General features: G+C 35.6%; 27 protein-coding genes, 1 pseudogene and 1 other annotated feature. Of the genes and pseudogenes, 10 read left to right on the forward strand and 18 right to left on the reverse strand.

The genetic code is table 11. The features are described 5' to 3' along the window. Positions 1-43: 43 nt before the first annotated feature. Complete coding sequence (locus HXV90_RS05485) at positions 44-253, forward strand: hypothetical protein (protein ID WP_048393776.1); 210 nt, start codon at positions 44-46, stop codon at positions 251-253. 58 nt (positions 254-311) lie between these two features. Here the strand turns inward: HXV90_RS05485 and HXV90_RS05490 are convergent, their stop codons facing one another. The 3 genes from HXV90_RS05490 to HXV90_RS05500 form a co-directional block, all read right to left on the reverse strand. After that, positions 312-872: a DUF4256 domain-containing protein gene (locus HXV90_RS05490; protein WP_269898567.1), complete on the reverse strand. Its 561-nt coding sequence runs from the start codon at positions 870-872 to the stop codon at positions 312-314. An 18-nt stretch (positions 873-890) separates the two neighbouring features. Then, entirely contained in the window at positions 891-1,181 is a 291-nt protein-coding gene (locus HXV90_RS05495; protein ID WP_269899025.1) for an RNA polymerase alpha subunit C-terminal domain-containing protein, read from the reverse strand. Positions 1,182-1,462: 281 nt separating this feature from the next. Continuing rightward, on the reverse strand, positions 1,463-1,687 hold the full coding sequence (locus HXV90_RS05500) for a hypothetical protein (RefSeq protein WP_269898568.1): 225 nt from the start codon (positions 1,685-1,687) through the stop codon (positions 1,463-1,465). A 306-nt stretch (positions 1,688-1,993) separates the two neighbouring features. Between HXV90_RS05500 and HXV90_RS05505 the strand changes: the two genes are divergently transcribed. Both HXV90_RS05505 and HXV90_RS05510 read left to right on the forward strand, forming a co-directional pair. After that, positions 1,994-2,398, forward strand: coding sequence for an Rrf2 family transcriptional regulator (locus tag HXV90_RS05505; RefSeq protein ID WP_269898569.1), 405 nt, complete (start codon positions 1,994-1,996; stop codon positions 2,396-2,398). Between the two features lie 76 nt (positions 2,399-2,474). After that, positions 2,475-3,380, forward strand: coding sequence for an NAD(P)/FAD-dependent oxidoreductase (locus HXV90_RS05510; RefSeq protein ID WP_103118001.1), 906 nt, complete (start codon positions 2,475-2,477; stop codon positions 3,378-3,380). A gap of 188 nt (positions 3,381-3,568) precedes the next feature. Here the strand turns inward: HXV90_RS05510 and HXV90_RS05515 are convergent, their stop codons facing one another. The 6 genes and pseudogenes from HXV90_RS05515 to HXV90_RS05540 all read right to left on the reverse strand — a co-directional run bounded on the left by HXV90_RS05515 (position 3,569) and on the right by HXV90_RS05540 (position 9,671). Next, complete coding sequence (locus HXV90_RS05515; RefSeq protein ID WP_258861002.1) at positions 3,569-4,090, reverse strand: GNAT family N-acetyltransferase; 522 nt, start codon at positions 4,088-4,090, stop codon at positions 3,569-3,571. 627 nt (positions 4,091-4,717) lie between these two features. Then, the gene (locus tag HXV90_RS05520) at positions 4,718-5,188 is read right to left on the reverse strand and encodes a peptide-methionine (S)-S-oxide reductase (RefSeq protein WP_269899026.1); all 471 of its coding nucleotides are present in this window, start codon (positions 5,186-5,188) and stop codon (positions 4,718-4,720) included. A 187-nt stretch (positions 5,189-5,375) separates the two neighbouring features. Continuing rightward, positions 5,376-6,737, reverse strand: coding sequence for an amino acid permease (locus tag HXV90_RS05525; RefSeq protein WP_112117983.1), 1,362 nt, complete (start codon positions 6,735-6,737; stop codon positions 5,376-5,378). Between the two features lie 78 nt (positions 6,738-6,815). Next, positions 6,816-7,067 (reverse strand) — a binding site (T-box leader). Positions 7,068-7,223: 156 nt separating this feature from the next. Next, a pseudogene (locus tag HXV90_RS05530) lies at positions 7,224-7,720 on the reverse strand (AAA family ATPase). Positions 7,721-7,910: 190 nt separating this feature from the next. Beyond that, positions 7,911-8,816, reverse strand: a complete 906-nt coding sequence (locus HXV90_RS05535; RefSeq protein ID WP_066037871.1) for an NAD(P)/FAD-dependent oxidoreductase — start codon at positions 8,814-8,816, stop codon at positions 7,911-7,913. A 507-nt stretch (positions 8,817-9,323) separates the two neighbouring features. Further along, a complete protein-coding gene (locus HXV90_RS05540) occupies positions 9,324-9,671 on the reverse strand; it encodes a CPCC family cysteine-rich protein (RefSeq protein ID WP_269898570.1) in 348 nt (115 codons plus the stop codon). Between the two features lie 803 nt (positions 9,672-10,474). Between HXV90_RS05540 and HXV90_RS05545 the strand changes: the two genes are divergently transcribed. Further along, positions 10,475-10,645: a hypothetical protein gene (locus tag HXV90_RS05545; RefSeq protein WP_269898571.1), complete on the forward strand. Its 171-nt coding sequence runs from the start codon at positions 10,475-10,477 to the stop codon at positions 10,643-10,645. Between the two features lie 532 nt (positions 10,646-11,177). Here the strand turns inward: HXV90_RS05545 and HXV90_RS05550 are convergent. Next, positions 11,178-11,717, reverse strand: a complete 540-nt coding sequence (locus HXV90_RS05550) for a hypothetical protein (RefSeq protein WP_269898572.1) — start codon at positions 11,715-11,717, stop codon at positions 11,178-11,180. 40 nt (positions 11,718-11,757) lie between these two features. Continuing rightward, positions 11,758-11,976: an alpha/beta fold hydrolase gene (locus tag HXV90_RS05555; RefSeq protein WP_269898573.1), complete on the reverse strand. Its 219-nt coding sequence runs from the start codon at positions 11,974-11,976 to the stop codon at positions 11,758-11,760. A gap of 1,206 nt (positions 11,977-13,182) precedes the next feature. Here HXV90_RS05555 and HXV90_RS05560 point away from each other — a divergent pair. Together HXV90_RS05560 and HXV90_RS05565 are read left to right on the forward strand one after the other, a co-directional pair. Next, complete coding sequence (locus tag HXV90_RS05560; protein ID WP_081010967.1) at positions 13,183-13,305, forward strand: YjcZ family sporulation protein; 123 nt, start codon at positions 13,183-13,185, stop codon at positions 13,303-13,305. A gap of 144 nt (positions 13,306-13,449) precedes the next feature. After that, positions 13,450-13,656, forward strand: a complete 207-nt coding sequence (locus HXV90_RS05565) for a hypothetical protein (protein WP_269898574.1) — start codon at positions 13,450-13,452, stop codon at positions 13,654-13,656. 36 nt (positions 13,657-13,692) lie between these two features. Here HXV90_RS05565 and HXV90_RS05570 read toward each other — a convergent pair whose 3' ends face one another. Continuing rightward, positions 13,693-14,574 (reverse strand): gluzincin family metallopeptidase, encoded by an 882-nt coding sequence (locus tag HXV90_RS05570; protein WP_269898575.1) that lies wholly within the window; start codon positions 14,572-14,574, stop codon positions 13,693-13,695. A 134-nt stretch (positions 14,575-14,708) separates the two neighbouring features. On the opposite strand from HXV90_RS05570, the gene HXV90_RS05575 reads away from it, so the two are divergent. Beyond that, positions 14,709-15,347 carry a hypothetical protein gene (locus HXV90_RS05575; RefSeq protein ID WP_269898576.1) on the forward strand — a complete coding sequence of 213 codons (639 nt, stop codon included), beginning with the start codon at positions 14,709-14,711 and terminating at the stop codon, positions 15,345-15,347. Positions 15,348-15,819: 472 nt separating this feature from the next. After that, positions 15,820-16,230, forward strand: a complete 411-nt coding sequence (locus HXV90_RS05580; RefSeq protein ID WP_269898577.1) for a DUF3888 domain-containing protein — start codon at positions 15,820-15,822, stop codon at positions 16,228-16,230. A gap of 152 nt (positions 16,231-16,382) precedes the next feature. Here the strand turns inward: HXV90_RS05580 and HXV90_RS05585 are convergent, their stop codons facing one another. From HXV90_RS05585 to HXV90_RS05595, 3 genes are all read right to left on the reverse strand, one after another. Beyond that, entirely contained in the window at positions 16,383-16,520 is a 138-nt protein-coding gene (locus tag HXV90_RS05585) for a hypothetical protein (protein WP_004228528.1), read from the reverse strand. 139 nt (positions 16,521-16,659) lie between these two features. After that, on the reverse strand, positions 16,660-17,658 hold the full coding sequence (locus tag HXV90_RS05590; RefSeq protein ID WP_269898578.1) for an HAAS signaling domain-containing protein: 999 nt from the start codon (positions 17,656-17,658) through the stop codon (positions 16,660-16,662). Next, on the reverse strand, positions 17,645-17,995 hold the full coding sequence (locus HXV90_RS05595; RefSeq protein ID WP_048393791.1) for a PadR family transcriptional regulator: 351 nt from the start codon (positions 17,993-17,995) through the stop codon (positions 17,645-17,647). The genes HXV90_RS05590 and HXV90_RS05595 overlap by 14 nt, the downstream gene beginning before the upstream one ends. 576 nt (positions 17,996-18,571) lie before the next feature. Between HXV90_RS05595 and HXV90_RS05600 the strand changes: the two genes are divergently transcribed. Next, positions 18,572-19,081 (forward strand): YwhD family protein, encoded by a 510-nt coding sequence (locus HXV90_RS05600; RefSeq protein WP_269898579.1) that lies wholly within the window; start codon positions 18,572-18,574, stop codon positions 19,079-19,081. 11 nt (positions 19,082-19,092) lie between these two features. Then, positions 19,093-19,329, forward strand: a complete 237-nt coding sequence (locus HXV90_RS05605) for a DUF362 domain-containing protein (protein ID WP_269898580.1) — start codon at positions 19,093-19,095, stop codon at positions 19,327-19,329. A gap of 102 nt (positions 19,330-19,431) precedes the next feature. Here the strand turns inward: HXV90_RS05605 and HXV90_RS05610 are convergent, their stop codons facing one another. The 3 genes from HXV90_RS05610 to HXV90_RS05620 form a co-directional block, all read right to left on the reverse strand. Continuing rightward, entirely contained in the window at positions 19,432-20,181 is a 750-nt protein-coding gene (locus tag HXV90_RS05610; protein ID WP_259949163.1) for an ABC transporter permease, read from the reverse strand. Next, positions 20,182-20,943, reverse strand: coding sequence for an ABC transporter ATP-binding protein (locus HXV90_RS05615; RefSeq protein ID WP_269898581.1), 762 nt, complete (start codon positions 20,941-20,943; stop codon positions 20,182-20,184). Between the two features lie 164 nt (positions 20,944-21,107). Beyond that, the gene (locus HXV90_RS05620; RefSeq protein WP_036080890.1) at positions 21,108-21,449 is read right to left on the reverse strand and encodes a DUF1048 domain-containing protein; all 342 of its coding nucleotides are present in this window, start codon (positions 21,447-21,449) and stop codon (positions 21,108-21,110) included. Positions 21,450-21,505 lie beyond the last annotated feature (56 nt).

Raw genomic sequence — 21,505 nt, forward strand, 5'->3', positions numbered from 1 at the left:
GTTTAAGTAAGTTTATCGCCAATACAGAAAGGAAGCGTCGTAAATGAAACAGTGGCGACATAGTAAGAGTTTTGTTATCTCTTGGTATGCTTTACTTTTAATTTGGATTATTATGCCAATTTATTTGTCGATTCCAAGTATCATCACTATTTTATTCATCATGTTTTCAGCATTTGGAGCTTGTGTGAATCACATTAAATATATCAAAAGAAGTAAAAGGCCATATGTCAAAATTATTGATTTAAACAAATAAAATTTTCTATAAAAAAAGGCATATGCTCATCCGCAGATCGGACATATGCCTTTATTTCTTAAACTCTGAACGATCCACGGAAGCCTCTTGCCGCGTAGTAGGATTCTGCCCCATTGTGGTACATAAAGACCATGTCATAGCGACGATCGCAGAAGATAGCTCCGCCTAGTTTACGAATGTTGTCAGGTGTTTGTACCCAGCTTGATGTTTTTAAATCGAACTTGCCAAGCTCCTGTAGTTGGCGATATTGCTCCTCTGTTAACAGCTCAATGCCCATTTCCTTGGCAACATCCATAGCCGTATTTTCAGGCTTGTGATTTTTTCTAGATTCCCATGCTTCACGGTCATAACATAAACTTCTGCGACCTTTAGGACTTTCCGCAGAACAATCATAAAAAATGAACTCGTCCGTGTTTGCATCATAGCCTACTACATCTGGTTCACCGCCTGTTGCCTCCATTTCGTGGAGCGACCATAGTTTCTCCCTATTAGCCTCTAGCCTAGCTTGGACATTTGCCCAATCAAGCCCTTCATGGCGAGATGTATTTTTCTCGAAGCGAACTTGCAAAGTATTGATTAGTTCCTCGGTTTGCTCTTGTGACAATTCTTTCGTTGACATTGTTGTCTTCCCCCTCACTTATTTAAATGACAAGCCTTCTTCTTTCAATGATGATTTCATAATCGGTAAGGAGGCTGGTCCAACACCATGTAATTTTAAGATATCCTTTTCCGTATACATAGATAGTTTTTCCAACGTATCAATACCTGCGTGTACTAATGCATTTCTTGCAGGTGAACTCAATTTGGAAAGGAAGCCACTGCTAGGTTTATTTTCCTGATCACAGGTAGGGCAGCTTGGACAATCTGTGCTTTTGTAAAATGGATGTCCTTTTTCACAAACTTTTAACCTTTTTTCTGCCAACCTCATCCCTCCAAAGCCTCTACTTTTGTCCATTTTACCATATTTCCTCAAAGGTATTGAAAAGGGACACTTGAATTTTTTCATCAATTCATGCTCTTTTGAAGTTGGTGCTACATTTACTGACTTAGCAACTTTTCATAGGAATTGCATCTGATAACTTTTCGCACCAACTTTTTGTTTCTATCATTTAATATTCTCCAACTCTTCAAACAAGTCAGCTATATCTTTGTCCTCTTGTATTTCCTCATAACAAAAGAAGGAATTTTGACAGTTGCGACTTGATTTTTTTACATTTTCTTTTTTGAACCTCGTTTTTTAAGGTACTCTTCTTCTTGCTTCTTCATATTTTCCGTAAATATATCGATTGACTTAACAGCCTCTTCCACAGTAAAAAAATGTTCGTAAACGTTCAATATTTCTTCTCCACTTCTCCATGCCCTATACACAACAAGCTCAGCCATTTTCTGAGCAAGTTGACTCTCAGATTTGCTTGTTTCCTTAATCAATCTCATTCAATTTTTCACATACCAATGTCTTGCTTTTTGAGGATTAAGGCTTTAACCCTCTTGCTTCATAGCTTTGTTCCAGTGTCTACACCAAGAGTTATGTGTAAGAGCAAGAAGAATCCCTTTTGAAAAAAGTTTGATCAAAAGGGATTCTTCTTTAGCAGTTTTAAGTTAGGTTATTATAAAAACGTTTGATTATTTTCTACCTGTGTTGCTCCACAATCGCGCCCGATTGTTGATTAACCTAGTATTTGACTTTTAAAAATTAAGTAGATATTATAGATATATTAAATCTATAATAGGAGTAATCATATGAAGTTAACAAAAGCAACTAACTACGCTCTACACACCATGCTATTTTTAGCTGTTAATCCCCCCAATGAGCATATTGGTGTGGCAAAATTGGCTGAACGCCAAGAAGTTTCAACAACATATTTATCTAAAATACTAACAATGTTAGTAAAGTCCGGTATGATTGAATCTGTCACAGGTGCAAATGGTGGCTATAAATTAAAACCGGGTTGGGAAGAATTTTCTTTACTCGATGTTATAAAAGCTATTGAAGGTTTGACGCCTATTTTTGATTATTGTCTAGGTCATAATCCTGATTGCTTAATTCAGAAAGCGATCGAATCAGCGGAGGAAAAGCTTTTAAATGAATTGAATCAAACACGTATAGTTGATTTGGCTAACAAAATGAATGAGAAATCTATGTAAATCATGATTTCTTTTACCCTAATTATAGATATTACAACTCTATAATATACATTATAGAGGAGGAGGAAAATAATTGATGAATAAATATGATTGTATTGTAATTGGTGCAGGACCAGCTGGATTAGGAGCAACCTTAACTTTAGGGAGAGCACGTAGAAAAGTTGCCATATTTGATAATGGAACAAATCGAAATCGTGTAACGCAAGAGTCACACGGTTTTTTAACAAGAGATGGAATTAAACCACAAGAATTCAAAAATATTGCAATTAAAGAATTAGAATCTTATCCTTCTGTGTCAATTTCAAATGAGACAGTTATAGAAGTAAATAAAGATGTACAAAATAATTTATTTTTAGTCAATACAACGAACAATAAATCTTATATAACAGAAAAAATACTGTTGGCTACCGGTATTCAAGAAGTATTTCCCTTGTCACAGATTAGGGAATATTACGGTAAAAGTTTATTCAGTTGTCCATATTGTGATGGCTGGGAGCTTAGAGACAAGCCGTTAGCTATAATTGCAGAAAATGATGACCACATTATTCATATGACTAAATTGGTTTATAATTGGTCAAAGGATTTAATCGTTTTTACTAATGGTCATCAACTATTCAATAAAATACGAAATGATTTTGAAAGTAAAAAGATTAATGTTTATACAGAAGTTATTAAAAACTTACATGGAGATAATGGTTACTTAGAAAGTATTGAATTAAAATCAGGTGAAAACATTCTAAGAAGTGGTGGTTTCGTAGTTCCTAGTTTTTATCGCCCAAATAAATTTGCGGAACAATTAAATTGTCAATTTGATGAAAACGGAGGAATTATCACAGACGGTGCTGGACGAACAACAGCAAATGGGGTTTATATTGCAGGTGAAACTGAAAAGGCAGGCCCCTCTTCTTTGATGATTGCTGCAGCCGACGGCAATAAGGTTGCTTCAAGCATAAACATGGATATAACAATAGATAGATTTTAAAGTATAAGCTGTTGAGTTATAAATGCAAACTCATCAGCTTTTTTATTATTAGGTCTAATAATTTAAAAGACTTATTCCGTTAAATGGGTATTTAATAAAAAAGCACTATCCTTATTCCAGGAAAGCGCCCGTTAATTGAATAACTGTAAAGCTGAGTTATATAAAGGTGAGGTGATGTAATTCTATTACTACAAATCGGAGGATAACATTCCATAGACAAGGCTATCAGTCCATTCATTTTTATTCCAATAATTTTGGATGAAATGGGCTTCCTTTCTCATACCTATTCGTTCACACAATTTTTGTGAAGCTGTATTCCGTGCATCAAGATTGGCTTGTATACGATGTACATTAAATTCACTAAATAATTTATTAACCAAACTACTAACTGCTTCTGTTGCCAAACCTTTTCCAGCTACTTCATTAGAAAAACCATAACCAATCTCTACAGTGTCTTTCATATCTGTATACCATACGGATAGATCACCAACTACTTTAGTCTCGTATACAACTGCCAAACTTAACATTGATTCTTTAGTGAGTGCACTGTTTGCTAGCTTCTTATTAAATCTTTCCCGCATATCTTCTTGAGTCCATTTATTATGTAATAAGAATTTACATGTATCCTCATCATTATAAATAGCAAATACATCCTGTAAATCCGTACTCTTAAAAGGTCTAATTGTTAATCTTTCTGTTGTGAATTTCAAGTCAACTTTCCTCCCTTATATTCATTCTACAAAACAATTTTTCATTAGTATGTAACCCCTCCTTCTTAGATTTTACTTGGATTACATATCATTGTAAATTAACATCCTTCTTCCTCTAAACTGCGCCGTTAGTTTAAGTACTTTTCTCGACAATCTCCACGTTCAATTAAATGGCCCGATTGCTGAATAAGGAAAAATCCTGCATATAACAGGATTTTTGTTCAAACTTTTTTAAATTATCATTCTAAGTTCTAAAAAACAGTTCATCTTTTTATAAACGGTTAAATTTTGTTTAAAAAATACAAGTGATCTACAAATAAAAAAGTACATCACTATTATTTTAGTGATGTACTGATTTGATAATACATTGTTCAACATTATATACCAATTCACTATTTTCCTAATTCTAACTATCATTAATAGAAATAATGTTTACAAATAGCTGTCTCTCTTATTTTACTTGAATAATTCCGTTTGGAACAAGCCTACATAGAACGGGTTTAGCTACACCGCACTAGCCCTTCTTACGCACTTATCATTTCCTTCTAATTTTCTGCGTTTTAGCAAATACATAACCTGATAATCCAAATGACGCACTAATAACATAGAAAGGTCTCGTAAATTCCGTTATTTATATTTATTTAAAATTTCTGCGGGAATATGACAATAATCATTTGGACATCTGGTTAATCTATCTTGATGTTCCTCTGCACTTCTGACATAGTTTGTAAGGGGCAATACTTCAACCATTATAAGCTCGTAATCATTTCGCTCTCTAAGAAATGCCTTCGCCTCTTTTAAATGCTCAGGATTTTCACTATATAAGCCCGTTCTATATTTCTCGCCAACATCTTGTCCTTGTCTATTCAAACTGTAAGGATCAATGATTTCGAATAAATAGCCCATTAAATCCCTAATGGTTACAACTGTTGGATCAAACCCTGTTTTTACACATTCAGCGTATCCATCATAATCGCCCTCAAGCGTACGACTTGTTCCATTCGCTCTTCCTGCTTCTGTAAACGTAACTCCTGGTAGCGTTTTTATAAAAGCTTGTACGCCCCATAAACATCCACCAGCCAAATATACTACTTCCATCATGCCCCTCCTTTTTTGTCTAAATACAGATCAATTTTATTATGAACCTATTCATAAATGAAGGCACTCATCACATTCTTTACTAATGGCTAAAAATTATTAAACCTTAGATAAACGTAATGAATCGAGTATACCAAAATGATTTTTTAACAATTTGCCAGTAGAAGTATCAGTATAAAAGATGTAACTACTTTTTAACATGTATTACTTTGTAGCCAATAAATAAGATGAAAAACCAAACTGGTGCCACATATAGGGCAACACGCATATCTGGAATAAACGCCATTAACACAATCACCATTAATAAAAATACAATAGCAATATAGGTAGAAAGTGGATAAAGCGGAATTTTGAATTTCAGTTTGGCTACTTCCTCTTTCGTTTTTGACTTCCTAAATTTCAACTGTGCTAATAAAATAATCATCCAGCTTGTAATAACTGCAACCGTCGCAACTGCAGAAATATAGATGAACACTTTTTCAGGTACTACATAGTTTAAGACAACCGCGATTAATAACACAGCTGACGAAAATAATATCCCTCGACTCGGACTACCGTTTTTGCTTACTGTTTTAAAATATTCTGGACCATTTTTTTGTACCGATAAGTTGTGTAGCATACGTCCTGAACCATATAAGCCACTATTAAAGGCAGACATTGCAGCTGTAATAACGACAAAGTTAATAATGTGAGCCGCAGCAGGGATACCGACGTAATCGAAAATTTGAACGAATGGGCTACCTTCTGAGCCAACTTCGTTCCAAGGATAAATAACCATCATAACGCCTAGCGCCCCAATGTAGAATATTAAAATACGCCAAACGATGTTGTTAATCGCTGATGGAATGGACTTGCTAGGATTTTTTGCTTCTCCTGCAGAAATACCCACTAATTCAACCCCACCGAATGAGAACATAACTAATACGAGTGACATTAAAATACCATGGAAACCGTTTGGCATGAAGCCACCATGTGCCCATAAATTATCAAAGCCAATTGCTTCACCGTGGTTGCCGACACCGAAGAAAATAATGGCTAATCCTAGAACGATCATCCCGATAATTGCCACAACTTTAATCATCGCAAACCAGAATTCGAATTCTCCGTATGCTTTTACATTTGCTAAATTTACAAGCGTCATCATAACAAGGACGACAAGAGCAGTTACCCATTGTGGAATATCCGGAAACCAGTAGTTAATATATACACCGACAACTGTTAGTTCTGCCATGCCCACGACAATCCACATGAACCAATATGTCCAACCAGATAAGAACCCAGCAAAGCGCCCTAAATATTTATTCGCGTACATACTGAATGAGCCTGATACAGGTTCTGCTACTGCCATTTCGCCTAATGCACGCATAATGGTGAAAATAACTAACCCACCAATTAAATAAGCTAGTAAAATAGATGGTCCCGCCATTTGAATGGTTGAACTAGAGCCATAAAATAAACCGACCCCAATGGACCCGCCTAGTGCAATTAATTGCATGTGACGAGTACTTAATTCCCGCTTTAGTTGTGAATCTTGATGATTATCTTTCATAATGCTTACTCCTCATACGTTTAGATTTTCAAATACTTGCTCAAAAAAGGAATAAAAAAAACGTCCTTTTGGATTAACCAAAAGGACGATTCAACTCGTGTTACCACCTTTAATTTATAAGCAATTCACATTACTTACCTTAAGAAGTACGGTCATTTGACGATACTCTCGCACATGATTACGGGTGCTTACCGGCGTAGCCTACTTAGAATAATCCTTTCGGTACACAGCTCCAAGATGAATTCTCAATCGTTTTACATGCACCTCTCATCGACCGGTAACTTTCTGTTCGTAAAAATAATTGATACTACTTCTTTTCATAGCCTTTGTTCTATACAAATATTTTTGAATTGTTTTTCATTTTACAGAAAAAAAATAGTTTGTCAATATAATTTTCAAAATTTCTTCATAAACCGCATAAATTACATATGACAATTCTATAGGCGGTTTAGTCCAGCTAATTTTTCCTGGTGCTATAACTCTGTGTTATTCTTTCCCACTAAACTCCCATATATTTAAACCCTCAGAAGCTTCTGGTGCTTCAAAAAATTTAGTAACTTCAATAAACGTCGCTTCCGTGTCAAAAGCTGCTCTTTCGGGTTGTTCGTTACGCCTTTGCGCAATTTGACGCAAGCATTGCTGGTTATTTAAATTAAGGTAGATTAGTTGATGGTTTGCATTGACGCCTGACGCTATATCCAAAAACCACTTTCGCTGTTTTTGAGTGTTACCTGGAAAATCCATTACTACATGCGTACCAACACTTAAAATGTTTTGGACATGCTTTTTCAACATCGGCTTGAGCTGTGCTGATAATTTTAGATAGTCCTCAAATGATGTGATCTGATTGGGATAAAGAGAGGAAAGCCATTCATCCTCAGATAAAAGTACCGCATTTTTTCTTTAGCCAATTGTTTTGATTTTGTTGATTTTCCTGCTCCCATTTTTCCACAGAAAAAGTATAGAGTCCCCACTTGTTTCATGTTTTTCTTCCCCCGAGCTTTTTTTATTGGTTTTAGTTGTTACCCTACCCTTGTAAAACGAACAACAAAAACGGATTCTACAAGCAAAATCCGTTCTTCGTCATTTCTTATAGTAACTCTAACACAATATTTGAGAATACATTAGCTGATATGTTATTGCTAAGATCCTATTCCAAGTGTTTTGGCGTCATCAAAAGCGTTCCATCGTTAAATCAGTATTTACTGAAACAGCAGCTTTATTACCTTTGGCAGCTGAAATCATTAAAGTGGAAGGTTTAGATCTTTCGGTTTCCCCTGCAATATATACATTTTTTTGAGTTGTTCTACCAACACCATCTGTTATGACTTTTCCATCTTCGTCAATATCACAGCCAAGCTTCTCAGCAAACTGATTGGGGCGATAATAAGATGGGGCTACAAATCCACCCGACCTTATAATGGTTGCTCCTGATTCAAACTCTATTTTTTGTAAGTACCCATCATTGCCTATGAGGTCTTTTATCTTTTCTGATATTATTTTGATATTGTGTTTTTGTAACTCCATTTTACCTTCTTTAGATAAGTGAGCTCCATTCGTTAAGACAACCAAATCCTGTGACCAATTATAAATCAACTTAGTCAAATGCAGTACATGCTCTTCTTTTTCTGCCATCACCACTAATGGCTTATCCTTTTGCTCCCAGCCATCACAATACGGACAACTAAATAGACTTTTCCCATAAAACTTTCTTATACTTGGTATAGTAAATATTTCTTGAACACCGGTGGCGAGTATTATTTTTTCTGAAACTAATTCCTGACTCGTAGATGTTTTGACAGTAAATCGCTCATTACCTATATCCTTTATAATTTCAGTAACTGTCGCATTAAGATAAGAGACGGACGGGTAATTCACCAACTCTTTTAAAGCTATTTCTTTAAATGCTTGTGGTTTTATCCCATCACGCGTAATAAATCCATGTGACGCCTGTGTCACTCTATTCCTATTTGTCCCATCATCCATTAATGCAATATTTCTCCTAGCTCTTCCTAAAGTTAAGCCAGCACTTAACCCAGAAGGACCTCCGCCTATTATGATACAATCAAGAACAGTCATTTTTACCTCCACAATGATTTGCTTACTTTTGAATTGTAATTTGCATTCGAGAACTACATTATTTCCTACATCATGGATTTCCATTCTTTACACACTAATAACGCGCAGTTTTTGTTTATTTCGTATTAAAAAAGACGCATTCCTTTTTAAAGAAATGCGCACAATTGTGGAAGATTTTTTTAAGATAAATTTGATAATAGTTGTTCAATAGCTTCTGAGTCTTTCGGGTATGTATGAATAAATTTTGAAATTTCATTGGTATTCTTCCAAGCAATTTCTTCATCTGGATCTTGGTATTATCCCCACCTGTTATTTCACATAAAAAATATTGTGTTGTTAGTTTATGTTTTGATAATACGAGCGCTGTTCCTTATTGCAAAATCTCGCCCGAATCTTGAACAATTTAAAACCGTTGATTTCTGTTTCAGACGTACGCATTCTGGAGGGGTTGTGTCGCTCCTCCCATAGTCGCTGTTTTCCACTCCAATCAACTTTGAATCTGCTTCTTCATTTTATTGGATATTCATATTCTTTTGGTTGTCTGCAAGACTTCTTTAACATGGGCAATACTGCCCCAAAACTTTGATAATTTTTTCTTGCTTCAGTCAATGTTAAGCCATGGTTTTGGTCACTTGCCTCAACATTACTTTGAATAAACAAATCTATCTCCCAAAAACATACGGGGCAAATATAAGCAAGGGCATCGCCATTGTTCGGAATTGTAATAAACTCGCAGCAAGGGCATGGTGAATTTCCAACTACTATATCAGATTCAATGTCATGTTCGCAGTTAGTTGTATCATCATAGTTTATGTTTGGCACGTATTGATTTGTCTTATTTTCTTCGTTTTTCATTTGTGAGAAACCTCCTGGTAAAGTCCTTCAAATTCTCTTTACCTAAGTTCTGGAACAACAATCTTTCTCTTTTCATTTTGATAAAATACTATGAGTTTAAAATTGTAATCTCCTTATTACTGAGCTTTCAGTTAGCCATCAACGAAGGTCAAAATTAGCATGTCTCCATAGACAATGAAAGATGATTAAGTCCCTTCATGGGAGTTTAATTTCGTTATTTGCGAGTTAAAGGTGTTTCGGTCTATTTGAGCAATATTTGCAAGTAGGGTCACTACATTTTGATTCAGTCCAACTATTACAATTAGGACAAAAATAAGAATCAAATCATCGTAATATACTAATTATATTTGCATTTAGAACATTTATCTTGTTTAATTTCACCATAAAATTCAAATCATCTATCATCACTTTGCCGTAGCCTTCGGTTATTTTCATAAACAACCTCCTTGAAACTATTTAATTGATAATTGTGTAATTAATAACCATTATAACATATATTATCCATACATTTTTTTAAGTATATTACATTTATTCAACACTCTACTTCGTTATGTGAATAAAAAATGTGCAAAAATTTTTGAATTATTGATAAAATTAAACCATTAATCTATTGGAGAACATAATGAACACGAAACAATTAAATGAGCAATTTTATGCGAAGAGAGAACTTGTTGGTACTGTCGATCATTGCCTATGTGAGGATTGTATTTTTATGCAGAGCAAATTATGAAAAATAATACGCTTGTCGAGTTTTACATACTAAAGGCCTTGATCCACGAAAAGCTAATGAAGTTTGGTGTTACATGGAGAAATGGATATATAAACATTACACGATTGATTTTTTTGAAGTGTATGCAGATAAAGAAGAAACACATACTTTTGGCAACGCAAAAATCACATTTTATGTCAACATCTACGCTGAAAAAGAGCAGCTTCCATATGTATGCACAATAGATGCTGTTTTTAAAATGTAGTGTAACTTTAAAAATCTCCAAAGCATCGTTTTCGAACCTTTCGTTAAAGAATGTTATTCAGCAATCTGGCCCCGTTTGTTGAACGCAAGTCAAACAAAGCTCTTCAAACTAAACTACCTCGTTAGTATGATAAGAAAAAGAGCTAGATAAAAAGCTTATTGTCTTCAAGTAAAGACTTTGTTAGTTGAAGCGTATTCAAGACATGGAATTACTTTATTAATTTTTCTCTCCTTTAATTTCATAGAGATTTTCTGAATCTTGCTTTGTTAATTTCACATATTTATCACTATCCGTAACAATTTCTAAATTTTCACCATTTTGGCTAACTCAAAGCGAATAAGAGGCTATTTTGTTTTCGCTACTGTTCTTAAATGGAAATTGAAATTGGTAGTCAGCATAGCGTACCATTTCTATTTTTTTATTTATCCAATTAGCATTTTTTCACTATATCAATCGCTTTTTTCCACTTGTTTTTTTGATTGACTTCTTTAAAGTCTTCAAAAATATTTCTTCACCAGTCATTACATAATCGCTAGTAACGATTTAAACCTTCTATAAAGGCCTCTGATTCCTCAGCTATTCGCTCATAGTCAATACTATGAATATAGTGAGATGAATCTAACTCTATCAATTTACCTTTATCAATCCTATTAATAAAGTCATTTTGAATTCCATTCCACTTTTGATTGTCAAAACCAGTCCCCTCACCATTCGATGAAAACAAAAGTATAGGCATGTTCGGGATTCCAGCTTTTTTGACTTTTTGCGCATTTACTTTTATATAATCTATTTCATTAACCATATCTTTAGTCAATGTTCTTCGATAAAAAATTACTTTATACAACTCTTTCTCTTCATCTGTTAAATTCCCATATTTTATTGCATCACTTTCCGATAGATTTGGAATCCATCTGATCAAACCAGTCTTAGCAGTAAAAGCACCTAATCGAACGAGGAACATATTGATAGATAATTCTTCATATACAGCAGGAACAGCCATATCTAATCCAATAATAGCTTTTATTTCATCAGGGTAATCTTGCGCCCATTTCAAGGCTTCAATGCCAGACATCGAATGTGGGAGTAAAATATATGGACCTTCAATTTCTGATTTAAAATGCCTCTTTTGTTTCAGCTAGAATTGTATCAATATCTCGGTCAATATCTGTGACTTCGCTAAATCCATAACCTGCCTTTTCAACAACAACAATTTTATATTTATCGCTTAACAAAGTATAAAGTGATTTAAAATCTAATGCAGGTGAGCTGGTACCACCACCAGACAAAAAAACAAGGGTATCTTCTCCTTTTCCTTCTGTATAAACGTGCATTTGATGACCATTAACTTCTACAAGTTGCCCAGTTGGAACAATCGTACCTCTTCTTTTGATAATTGTATTTTATGATTAATAAAGCTCAAAGTAAGAATCAACACAAATAATGAAATGATAATTGTAAATATTATTAACATAATGCGTTTAAATCCTCTTTTCATATTTCTCACCTCACCTATATCCTGCATTTTATACACCATCAAGTTTCGGTCATTTTACACACGTAATATTTCATAACTGCCTGAATGCTTAAAATGAAACTAATCAAAGTCGATAATAAAAGCTCCATTGCTTCATGTTGATTCCATAGCAGCCCATATCGCATGAACAAATAAAAGCAGCTTGCCAATGCATGGCAGGTAAATAGACTTCCCCAGATCACTGCCTTTGTCCTTTTATAAGCATTACTACCCCTTAAATATTTCATATAGTAGAAAAACAAACAGCACCTATTCCTATAATGAACATTGAGGTCTGAACAAAAGATGTTGTCACAATCATCGGTTCTTCGTGCGGCATATCCACATAGAGACGGTTTCCAAGGTGAATTATGTTAAAGCTCAATAGACAAATTACCCCATATAAAACAATAGCCATTCGGCAGTTATCATGAACCATTTCATTATTGTCTCTACCATCCTCGTCTAATAACCTTGTATTTCTTTATTTGCTACATATCTACAAAAGGACAATAATGATCTCTCTCGCTCTGAAGATCGCACGGTACTTTCGGACCAAGGAATGGTAGCTTCACAGCTATCACATTCTACATAAAGATCAGGTAATAAACCCTAATCTAACAAAACATCCCACTGTGTGTTGGTTAATCAGGTCCATTTTTATACTATCTATAATGATTGCCGAATACTCCCCATCATAAATTCGATTTGACTTCACTAATTCTGTTAAATAAGCCATACATTCGGTTGGTTCACTTATGATTTTTTGCTTTAGCTTTTCCCTTAGCATGTAACGCCCGCTTTCTTATCTAACTTTACTTGCAAATCTAACATCACTCTCTAATTATGTAAAAAAATAAAATTAAGTAAATGAAAAACCTTCTTCTATAAAAGTAATTTACAAGTATGTTTTCATCATTTTAGAACCATAGGGTAAATACCATTTCTCCTTTCTGCCAGCATACATATTATAGGTTGTAGAAAGGAGGGATTTTCAGTGGGATACAACGGAAACGTAGGTAACATGAACAACAGCTGCTATTACGGCGGCGACTCTGGCGGTGGCGGCTATTACGGTTCAACATTCGTATTAATCGTCGTTCTATTCATTCTTTTAATTATTGTTGGCGCTTCTTTCTTGTACTAATCACCCCAATTAGCACCTAACCCTTTTACAGACTTTAGGAGTCTGTAAGGTCAAGGGTCACTTTACCAGCCTAGTGACCCTTTTCCTTTTCAGATAATCGTGCGATAATCAAATTTGAAATGGTAAATTTGAGGTGAATTTTACATGTTGCGAGTATTTAAAGCATTGCTAGGCATCGCATTGATTATGGTTGGCCCTATGTTGATTGTCATTACGGTTGACGATACTGTATTTCTCAAAAATATATTATTAAGAATCATTGGTGGTCTGTGCGTTTTACTGGGCGTTCATTTATTACATAGACAGTTTCATCCGAATTCATACACAAGTAAACCCACGAGCTCCAATTAAAGAGCACTTGGGTTTACTTAAATATTTAGAAAAATATTATTCCTTGGCAAAATATTTTGGGTCTATTTGAAGAAGAATTGTATTCATATCATAAAAATTTCCTGATTTAAATTTTTCCTCATGAGTAAACCCTTGTTGTTGTTGAATAAATGCTAACCATTCTTTTTCTAACTCACTACTACTCTTTCCGTAAACTTCCTCTAATTTTTGCGCTAGTTCTTTCTCGTTATATATATGTTCAAACTTTTCGAGTCCGTAGGTATCAATTAAATATGTAACAAATGATGCCGCATGCGTATAGCTCATCTCCATCATGACTCGATTCTGTTCTTCACTTGAAAGTGCTGGGCGAAAATAGACATCATCTTGATTTGGATCAATTAACTTACTAATAGGAATTAACTTATCTGAATCCAAATAATGCTTCATGTATTTTTCAAAGTATAATTTATTTTTTCCATATTGATCCTCCATATAACTCGCAAAACCCTCTTGTGTAAAATAGCCATGATCTGATTCGAAATTGTTGCCATAGCCAAGTAAAGAATGGGTCATTTCATGGACAAGTGGATAGGAATCTTCTTGAACACCAGTTAGTTCGATTTTCGATGCAAACCCCCAGGATAGACCGTCTTCCTTAAACCATACGTTGATGTGCTCAGATGGCGTGTAGGAAGTATGTATAGAATCCTTAATATGGTCATATGCCGTCACAATTTCATCTTTTATAGCCTCTACTTTTTCTTGTGGAACACCAATCTCATTCTTAATTTCAAAGGTTATTTTGCCATCCTTTGTGACCACAATATTTTCATCGTTTTTCTCTTCCTGTATTTGTTCTTTAGGTTGAACGGTTTCTGCTGTACAGGCTGTTAATAGCAATGTACAAAGAAGGATTGTGCCTCTCCATTTAGCCATAATTACCTCCTAAAAAAGTATTTTCCAGTTTATACGAAACTTAAAATCCAAAAGTTTCATTTTCAAAAGAAAAATAAGGAAAATTAGACAAAATTATTTATAATGTTAGTAGACATGGCAAAAAGGAGGTCGCAATGAACAAAAGTACTTGTATTCATTACAACCCACGCTATGGCTGGGATTTAAATAGTGATGCAAATTTAGAAATGCGGTTATTTGCCAAAGCACAGCGTAGACAAGTAACTATTCTCAGCTATGGATGTGACTTAGATCATCACACCATTAAAAAAATTGCTCGGCACTACCTCACTAGGAAAAAATTTAGCGAAGCAGAAACAACAATCGAAATAAGGTACGATATATATGATGCTAATTCAAGTAAACATGAAGAAAGTCAATACTATTGGAAAACCTATTTCATTAGTGAAAGAACATTAGCTGCTTTCCTACAAGCGCTACGTCGATTACCTGGTACACATATTCACTGTGAATTTAATGTGCGAGGACATTTTGAAGTAAAGCTAAATGGTGTGGAATTTTCTACACGTGTATTAAAAGCCCTTGATTATCCATCTATGTATAAGGAAGATTTAATTGGACGCTATCTTTTATTTATTGATACAGAATCACCTGACAATGAAATAATACGTCATAAAATACACTTGCTCCCTAAAGAGCTGCAAAGTCTCTCTCTTCCCTTAGACAGTTCACAGCTCCAATGGCAACTATTAGTAAAGGACTGGATAACAGCTATTCTTCGCTACGATGTGTAAATTTTAGCATATGCAAGATGATGGTCTATAAAACCAAGTAATCTTATCATATAAATAGAAGTAGTGTTAAGCGAATTCGTTTAACATGGCACCTCCCGATTTGTTACTAAGGGGCACTTCCATCTGTGCCCCTTCTATTTTTTGCCTATTGCACACTTCATCGCCATCCAATACATATAATTATTTCGTTATGATGGAACGTAGATTTATGTTAGAGGTTATTTTAAATTTTTTATCGAATACCTATGTTGGTCAAAGTATAGCAAGGCCCCATCAAAATGATTGGTTCCACACCATTTATTGTGATGAACCGTATCGCAGCTTATTTTTTGCCAATCGTCATGTCAGAAAATATCTTCAATTATTTGTAAAACCTATACTCGAACACCTTTACTTCGATCATACATACTTCATTCCATAAAGGTAACAATACAATGCATTAGGGAAAGATCACTAAGAGGTGTAGAAGAAAATGAAAAAGATATTACTCGTCTTTATATTCCCCCTTGTACTAGTTCCTTCATTTCAAACAATATCCGCTTCAACAGCTGAACCAACACAGGATTCTAACGAGCTGAGATTGCAGGATATGCTCATGCTTTTGCTTACTCCTTATATTGAAGAAGATTTGACCAATTATTATTCAAAGATTAGAAAGGATGTTTCCCCTCATATTACGCCTTGGAAAATTGAAGTAATTGATACAAAAAGAAATCATTTCCGAGGCTTTCAAATGCAAATTACATTTGAAATTGAACCTACGGATGGCGGACAATGGATTCCTATTGGAAAGGATCGAATGACCTATGAAATTTCTTCAGGACCTGATGTTAAATTGATTCATCACACACATCTCAAAACGTATAAATATCCGCCTGAATAATACCTTCCCATTAAAATTGTAAGCTTGTCCCTTTATTGAATGTCATGCGATTTTTTTATCTGTGAATCATAAAAGCACCCCATCAAAGCTTGTCTTACTTTGATGGGGTATTTCATCGTTATACTAAACTCCGCTGTTCGTAGACAATCTATTTATTTTCTATCTCTTATTTCTTCTAGTATTTCTATTATGCGATTGTTTTGCCTTTCAATCGATTTTAACTTTCTCTCTATTATGCTTGAAGAGAAAAACACAATTAGTACAATTGCTATTCCAATTAGTAAATCCATTTTACTTCCCCCACTGTTTATTTATGTAATTTCACTTCATCCTACATAGATTTCAAAAGAAAAAGATGGCTCTATACGAAGGCCATCTTTAAGTAAAGTATCCATCGTTACGTACTAATTAATGTTAAACAACGATGAATTAACGAATTCGAGCCTTGCGGAAGCCGTCGAATATACTGATTGCCGCAGATACAACAAATATAATAATTATGCCGCCAATTAGCCATATTTCAAATTGCTTAGTAGATGTGGTAAATAAATTACTCATGTACGCGATACTTTCTTGGTTCATTAAATTCGGATTACTTACTATCACAATGAATACTCCGGTTGCGAAAAGCTCCACAATTGTATTAAAAATTGCCACCTTTTTCGTCCATTGCCCTTTCAGTAGTTTGTAGAGAGCTAACCCAATTTCGAGAGCAATGACAACGATCACAAACGGCCAATAACGAAGTAAAACATCCTGATTTAAAGCTGGCATTACGAATTCAAGACCCTCTCCACCATCTTCATATATACCTAAAAGATGATTTGCATAGAAATATAGAGTTGCCCAAATGGCCGTCCACATTAAATAGCCAAATACTTCAAGCTTGGTAATTGCTTTTTTCTTAGGAATATAAATGACGGTTTTCAAATCTTCGGGAGTCCATTTTTTAAGACTTGCTGATAATGGATGCTGCTCTTTTCCTTTATCAGTACGTTCTAAAATGACGAATACGACTGTTAGCCAGAAAAAGACATGTATGCCTACTTCGATGATTCTCCATATTCCTTCACCCATCAGATTGAGGACAGCATTAAGAACCGCTTCTTCCCCGCCAAATCTAATAAAATATTCAGCAAACATTGAGATTACTGCAACGACAGCAGCAATGGGAATAATCATTTTTAGTAACGAGAGGTATACATCAAAATAGCGAGGGCCAATTAAATGCATTGGTTGGTCACGATAACCGCTCGCTAACGCCGCTGGGTTCCCTAACTTTTCCAGTACTTCCTTTACATCATGCTCACTGTAATCATCAGGCAGCATATCCCCAATGGTTGATCGTAACTCAAGTGCGATATCCTCACGATTTTTTTCAGGCAGCCTCCGCGTGACTTCTTGAATATAAATTTCAGTCAGATTCATCTTTATCCTCATCTCCTTTTAGTAGCTCATAAAGTTCTTTTGAATTATTAATCCATTCTCGTTTCAATTGTAAAAAGACGTCTAATCCAAATTCACTTAATACATAATACTTGCGGGGTCTACTCTCAGAGGTTTCCCAGCTACTTGTCACTAACTCTTGTTTTTCTAAACGGCGAAGCAATGGATATAAGGTACTTTGATCGATATTAATGCCCGAATCTTCCAATAATTGAACAAGTGAATATCCATACTGCGGTGTTCGTAATTGACTTAAAACGGCTAATGTCAGTGTTCCTCTCCTAAGTTCTGTCATTAATGAATTCAGTAACGTACTCATTCACTCACCTCAATTTCACTTACTATATGACATACACTGTATAACTTATACTATGTATCGTACACTATTATTGTTACAACAACAAGCAATTTTATTGTCCTTTATAGAAAATTAGCTGTTTTCAGGAGTCTTAGTCCCTTTTTCAGCTGCTTGGTTTCTAACAGTTAAATCGGAAAGGCAAAATTTATAGCAACAACCTTCTGTTAATTAAAGGCTGTATTATCGTCAAATTTCCAATACATAACATTTCAGACATTAGTCTGAAGACAATCATTGATGTTAGACGTTATATTGTATTTATACTTTTTAACGATAAAAGTATGAGGAAAAATCCTAGACAACCATTACGTATAGAAAAAAATTACTACTAAAACGTTCAAGTATCTTAATTTATAAAAACTATACGTAATGTGTTTGTTAGATTTGTACTTGAAAAATTACCAACAGGTAGAACATCTTGTACAACGTAGCGTACAGTGATGTTTTTTTATGCGTTTTGCTATGAGCAAAAACTGTATGTTCAGACCGATTAACTATTTATTAATAAGGAAATACAAATGTGTCGAGGTGACTTCTATGAAGGAGAAAATGCATTTTACAATTTTAAGTAACGATTCAACTGACGGAGATGGAGGTTACGGAGTAGGTACCCTTGATCTAAATAATGTAACGTCAATTATTATAGATTGTGAAAAAGAGCACGTGTTTATAGATTTAGAAGCCTTACACGGACGAAGTAAAATTGAAAAAAAAGTTCGTTTTTCACCTGATCTAGCTCATGCTAGTAGCGATTATTATCGTTATTGGATAGTTTGGGTAGCGATTCAGGTTAATCAAAATGGCCCCTATTATGCGGGATGTACCGCAAGTGAAGTACGGGTATCAAAAGAAGAACGTCGTATTAAGCTTGGCTATAAATCTTTGCCAGAGCAGGTAAATTTTTTAGATAAGGCACTGAAAGGGAAATTTCACTTGCAGCATATGGATCGTCATTCAAAAAAGCTACTTTTTCAGTTTTTATCTGAATTTAATGAAGCGTATTGGAAACACTCACCCGAAGAATTAAAACACCAGTTGTCTGTATAGGAGGATTTATAATGGCATTTGTAATTACAGAATTATGCAGGGATGAAAAAGCGGCTGTCTGTTTGGATGTCTGTCCAGTAAATTGCATTGTTATGAAAGATACCCAATATGTAATTGATCCAGATCTTTGCATTGATTGTGGAGCTTGTGAATTAGTTTGTCCAGTAGAAGCGATTTATTTTGAGGATGATTTGCCTTCTGAATATCAGTCAGCAACCCTTCTAGCACGAAATCATTTTCGAAATTAGCATTGTCTTTATCCATATAGATTGAATAGAAGCGAGAACAAGTCGATTTCCTATACAATAAGAAATCGACTTTTTCGTATGGCTTATTTGATAATGACGAATTTAGCCTAACTGGCGTTTAAATTGTTTAATGGCGAAAAAATATGCGATGACCATGATGCCGATGCACCACATAAGAGCGGGCCAGATATCATTACTAACAGAGCCTTCATATAAGAGGGCGCGAATTGCATTGACGATTGAGGTAACGGGCTGGTTCTCAGCAAACGCACGGATAATTTTAGGCATGGTTTCCGTGGGAACAAAGGCCGAACTGATAAAGGGTAGGAAAATCAGCGGGTACGAATAGGCTGTTGCCCCCTCCATAGACCCTGCTGCTAACCCAGGAATGACTGCCAACCATGTCAGTGCTAGCGTAAACAGCCCTAGTATGCCAGCTACCGCAAACCAATCCAAGAGATCCGTACTAGAACGGAAACCCATCAAGAACGCAACAAGGATAACGACTACAACAGTAAGCGCGTTGGAAATAAGCGAGGCCAACACGTGAGCCCACAATACAGACGACCGCTTGATGGGCATGGTGATAAAACGTGCCATCAGCCCACTCTTTCTATCTGTAAACAGCCGTGCGGAAGTGTAAGCGCAGCCCGATGCAATGGCCATCAATAAGATTCCTGGCAATAAATAATTGACGTAGTTGGCTGTACCTGTCTCTATTGCACCACCAAATACGTAGACAAATAGTAGCATCATCATAATTGGCGTAATCGCCACCGTAATTATTGTATCTGGGCTGCGCATAATGTTACGCATTAAACGCCCTAGCAATACCCATGCTTTACTCTTCATTTAAATCTCCTCCTTTTTGCCAATGATGGCGAGGAAAATGTCCTCAAGTGTTGGCTGCTTCTCAATGTACTCTACTTTTGCAGGTGGGAACATCTCTTTAAGTTCTAGAAGGGTGCCTGTCGTTATAATTTTCCCTTCATGTAGGATGGCAATACGATCCGCCAGTTGTTCGGCTTCCTCCAGGTACTGGGTCGTTAGCAAGATGATCGTGCCACCATCCGCAAGCTCCTTGACTGTTTCCCAGACTTCCATTCGTGCTTCAGGATCAAGCCCTGTCGTTGGTTCGTCTAGAAAAATAACCGCTGGCGACCCAATCATGCTCATGGCAATGTCAAGTCGGCGCCGCATCCCGCCAGAGAAATTGTCGGCCCGACGATTGCCCGCATCTGTCAGGCTGAATCTTGCGAGTAGATTGTCTGCTGTTTGAGCGGGATTGGAAACCCCTCGCAACTTGGCAATCATGATCAGATTTTCCCGCCCTGTGAGCATACCGTCTAAAGTGGCGAACTGCCCTGTTAGGCTGATGCTCTGACGAACATAATCTGGTTGGTGCTGGACATCAAAACCGCAAATCCCTACTTTGCCACCATCAGACTTCATCAATGTGGAGAGAATATTGATTATCGTCGTTTTCCCTGCTCCATTTGAGCCTAACAATGCGAAAATTTCACCACGCCGCACCTCAAAATCCACGCCCTTTAAAACTTCCTTTTCTTTAAAAGATTTTTTTAACCCTTTTACAGAAATCGTATCTTTGCGCATCCTTTTTCCTCCCTTTTTAAAAATCTCTTTGCAGAGTTAGATTACTTTCCCTCAGCTACTTAGTCTGACTGATAATCTGTATAACTTAGTACCGTTTAAAATTAAAACTGAATAGCGAAGGCAACAATGAACAAGTAGCTATTCAGTCGGTATTACTGACCCATTTATTTTTTTCCTAATCGATTCAAAATGCTTTGATTTAAATCTTCACGATACTTGGCGATATAGGTTTTTGCGTTTGCCACTAGCTCATCAGCAAAAGACGCTACATCTTCGCCAGTGATTTCCAGCACTTTCCTGCCTTCTGCTGCCCCAGCCTCGAACAACTCGATCAATTCATATTGCATATGCAGCATATCCATCCCATTACCCACTGTGAAATTCCACATGTAGTTTTGAATTTTTTTAAACACAAATTGGTAATCCTCTGGTAGTTGTTCGACCCGTGCCATCATCATCTTGTACTCTTTTTTATCACCCATCATTTTTTTGAACAATTCAATCACGTTATTTTCCTCCTTTGTATTATCAAGCTAAAGATCAGACGCATTATCATATGAAA

Source organism: Lysinibacillus sp. JK80 (assembly GCF_027557635.1).
In the GTDB taxonomy this organism is placed as follows: Bacteria; Bacillota; Bacilli; order Bacillales_A; family Planococcaceae; genus Lysinibacillus; species Lysinibacillus capsici.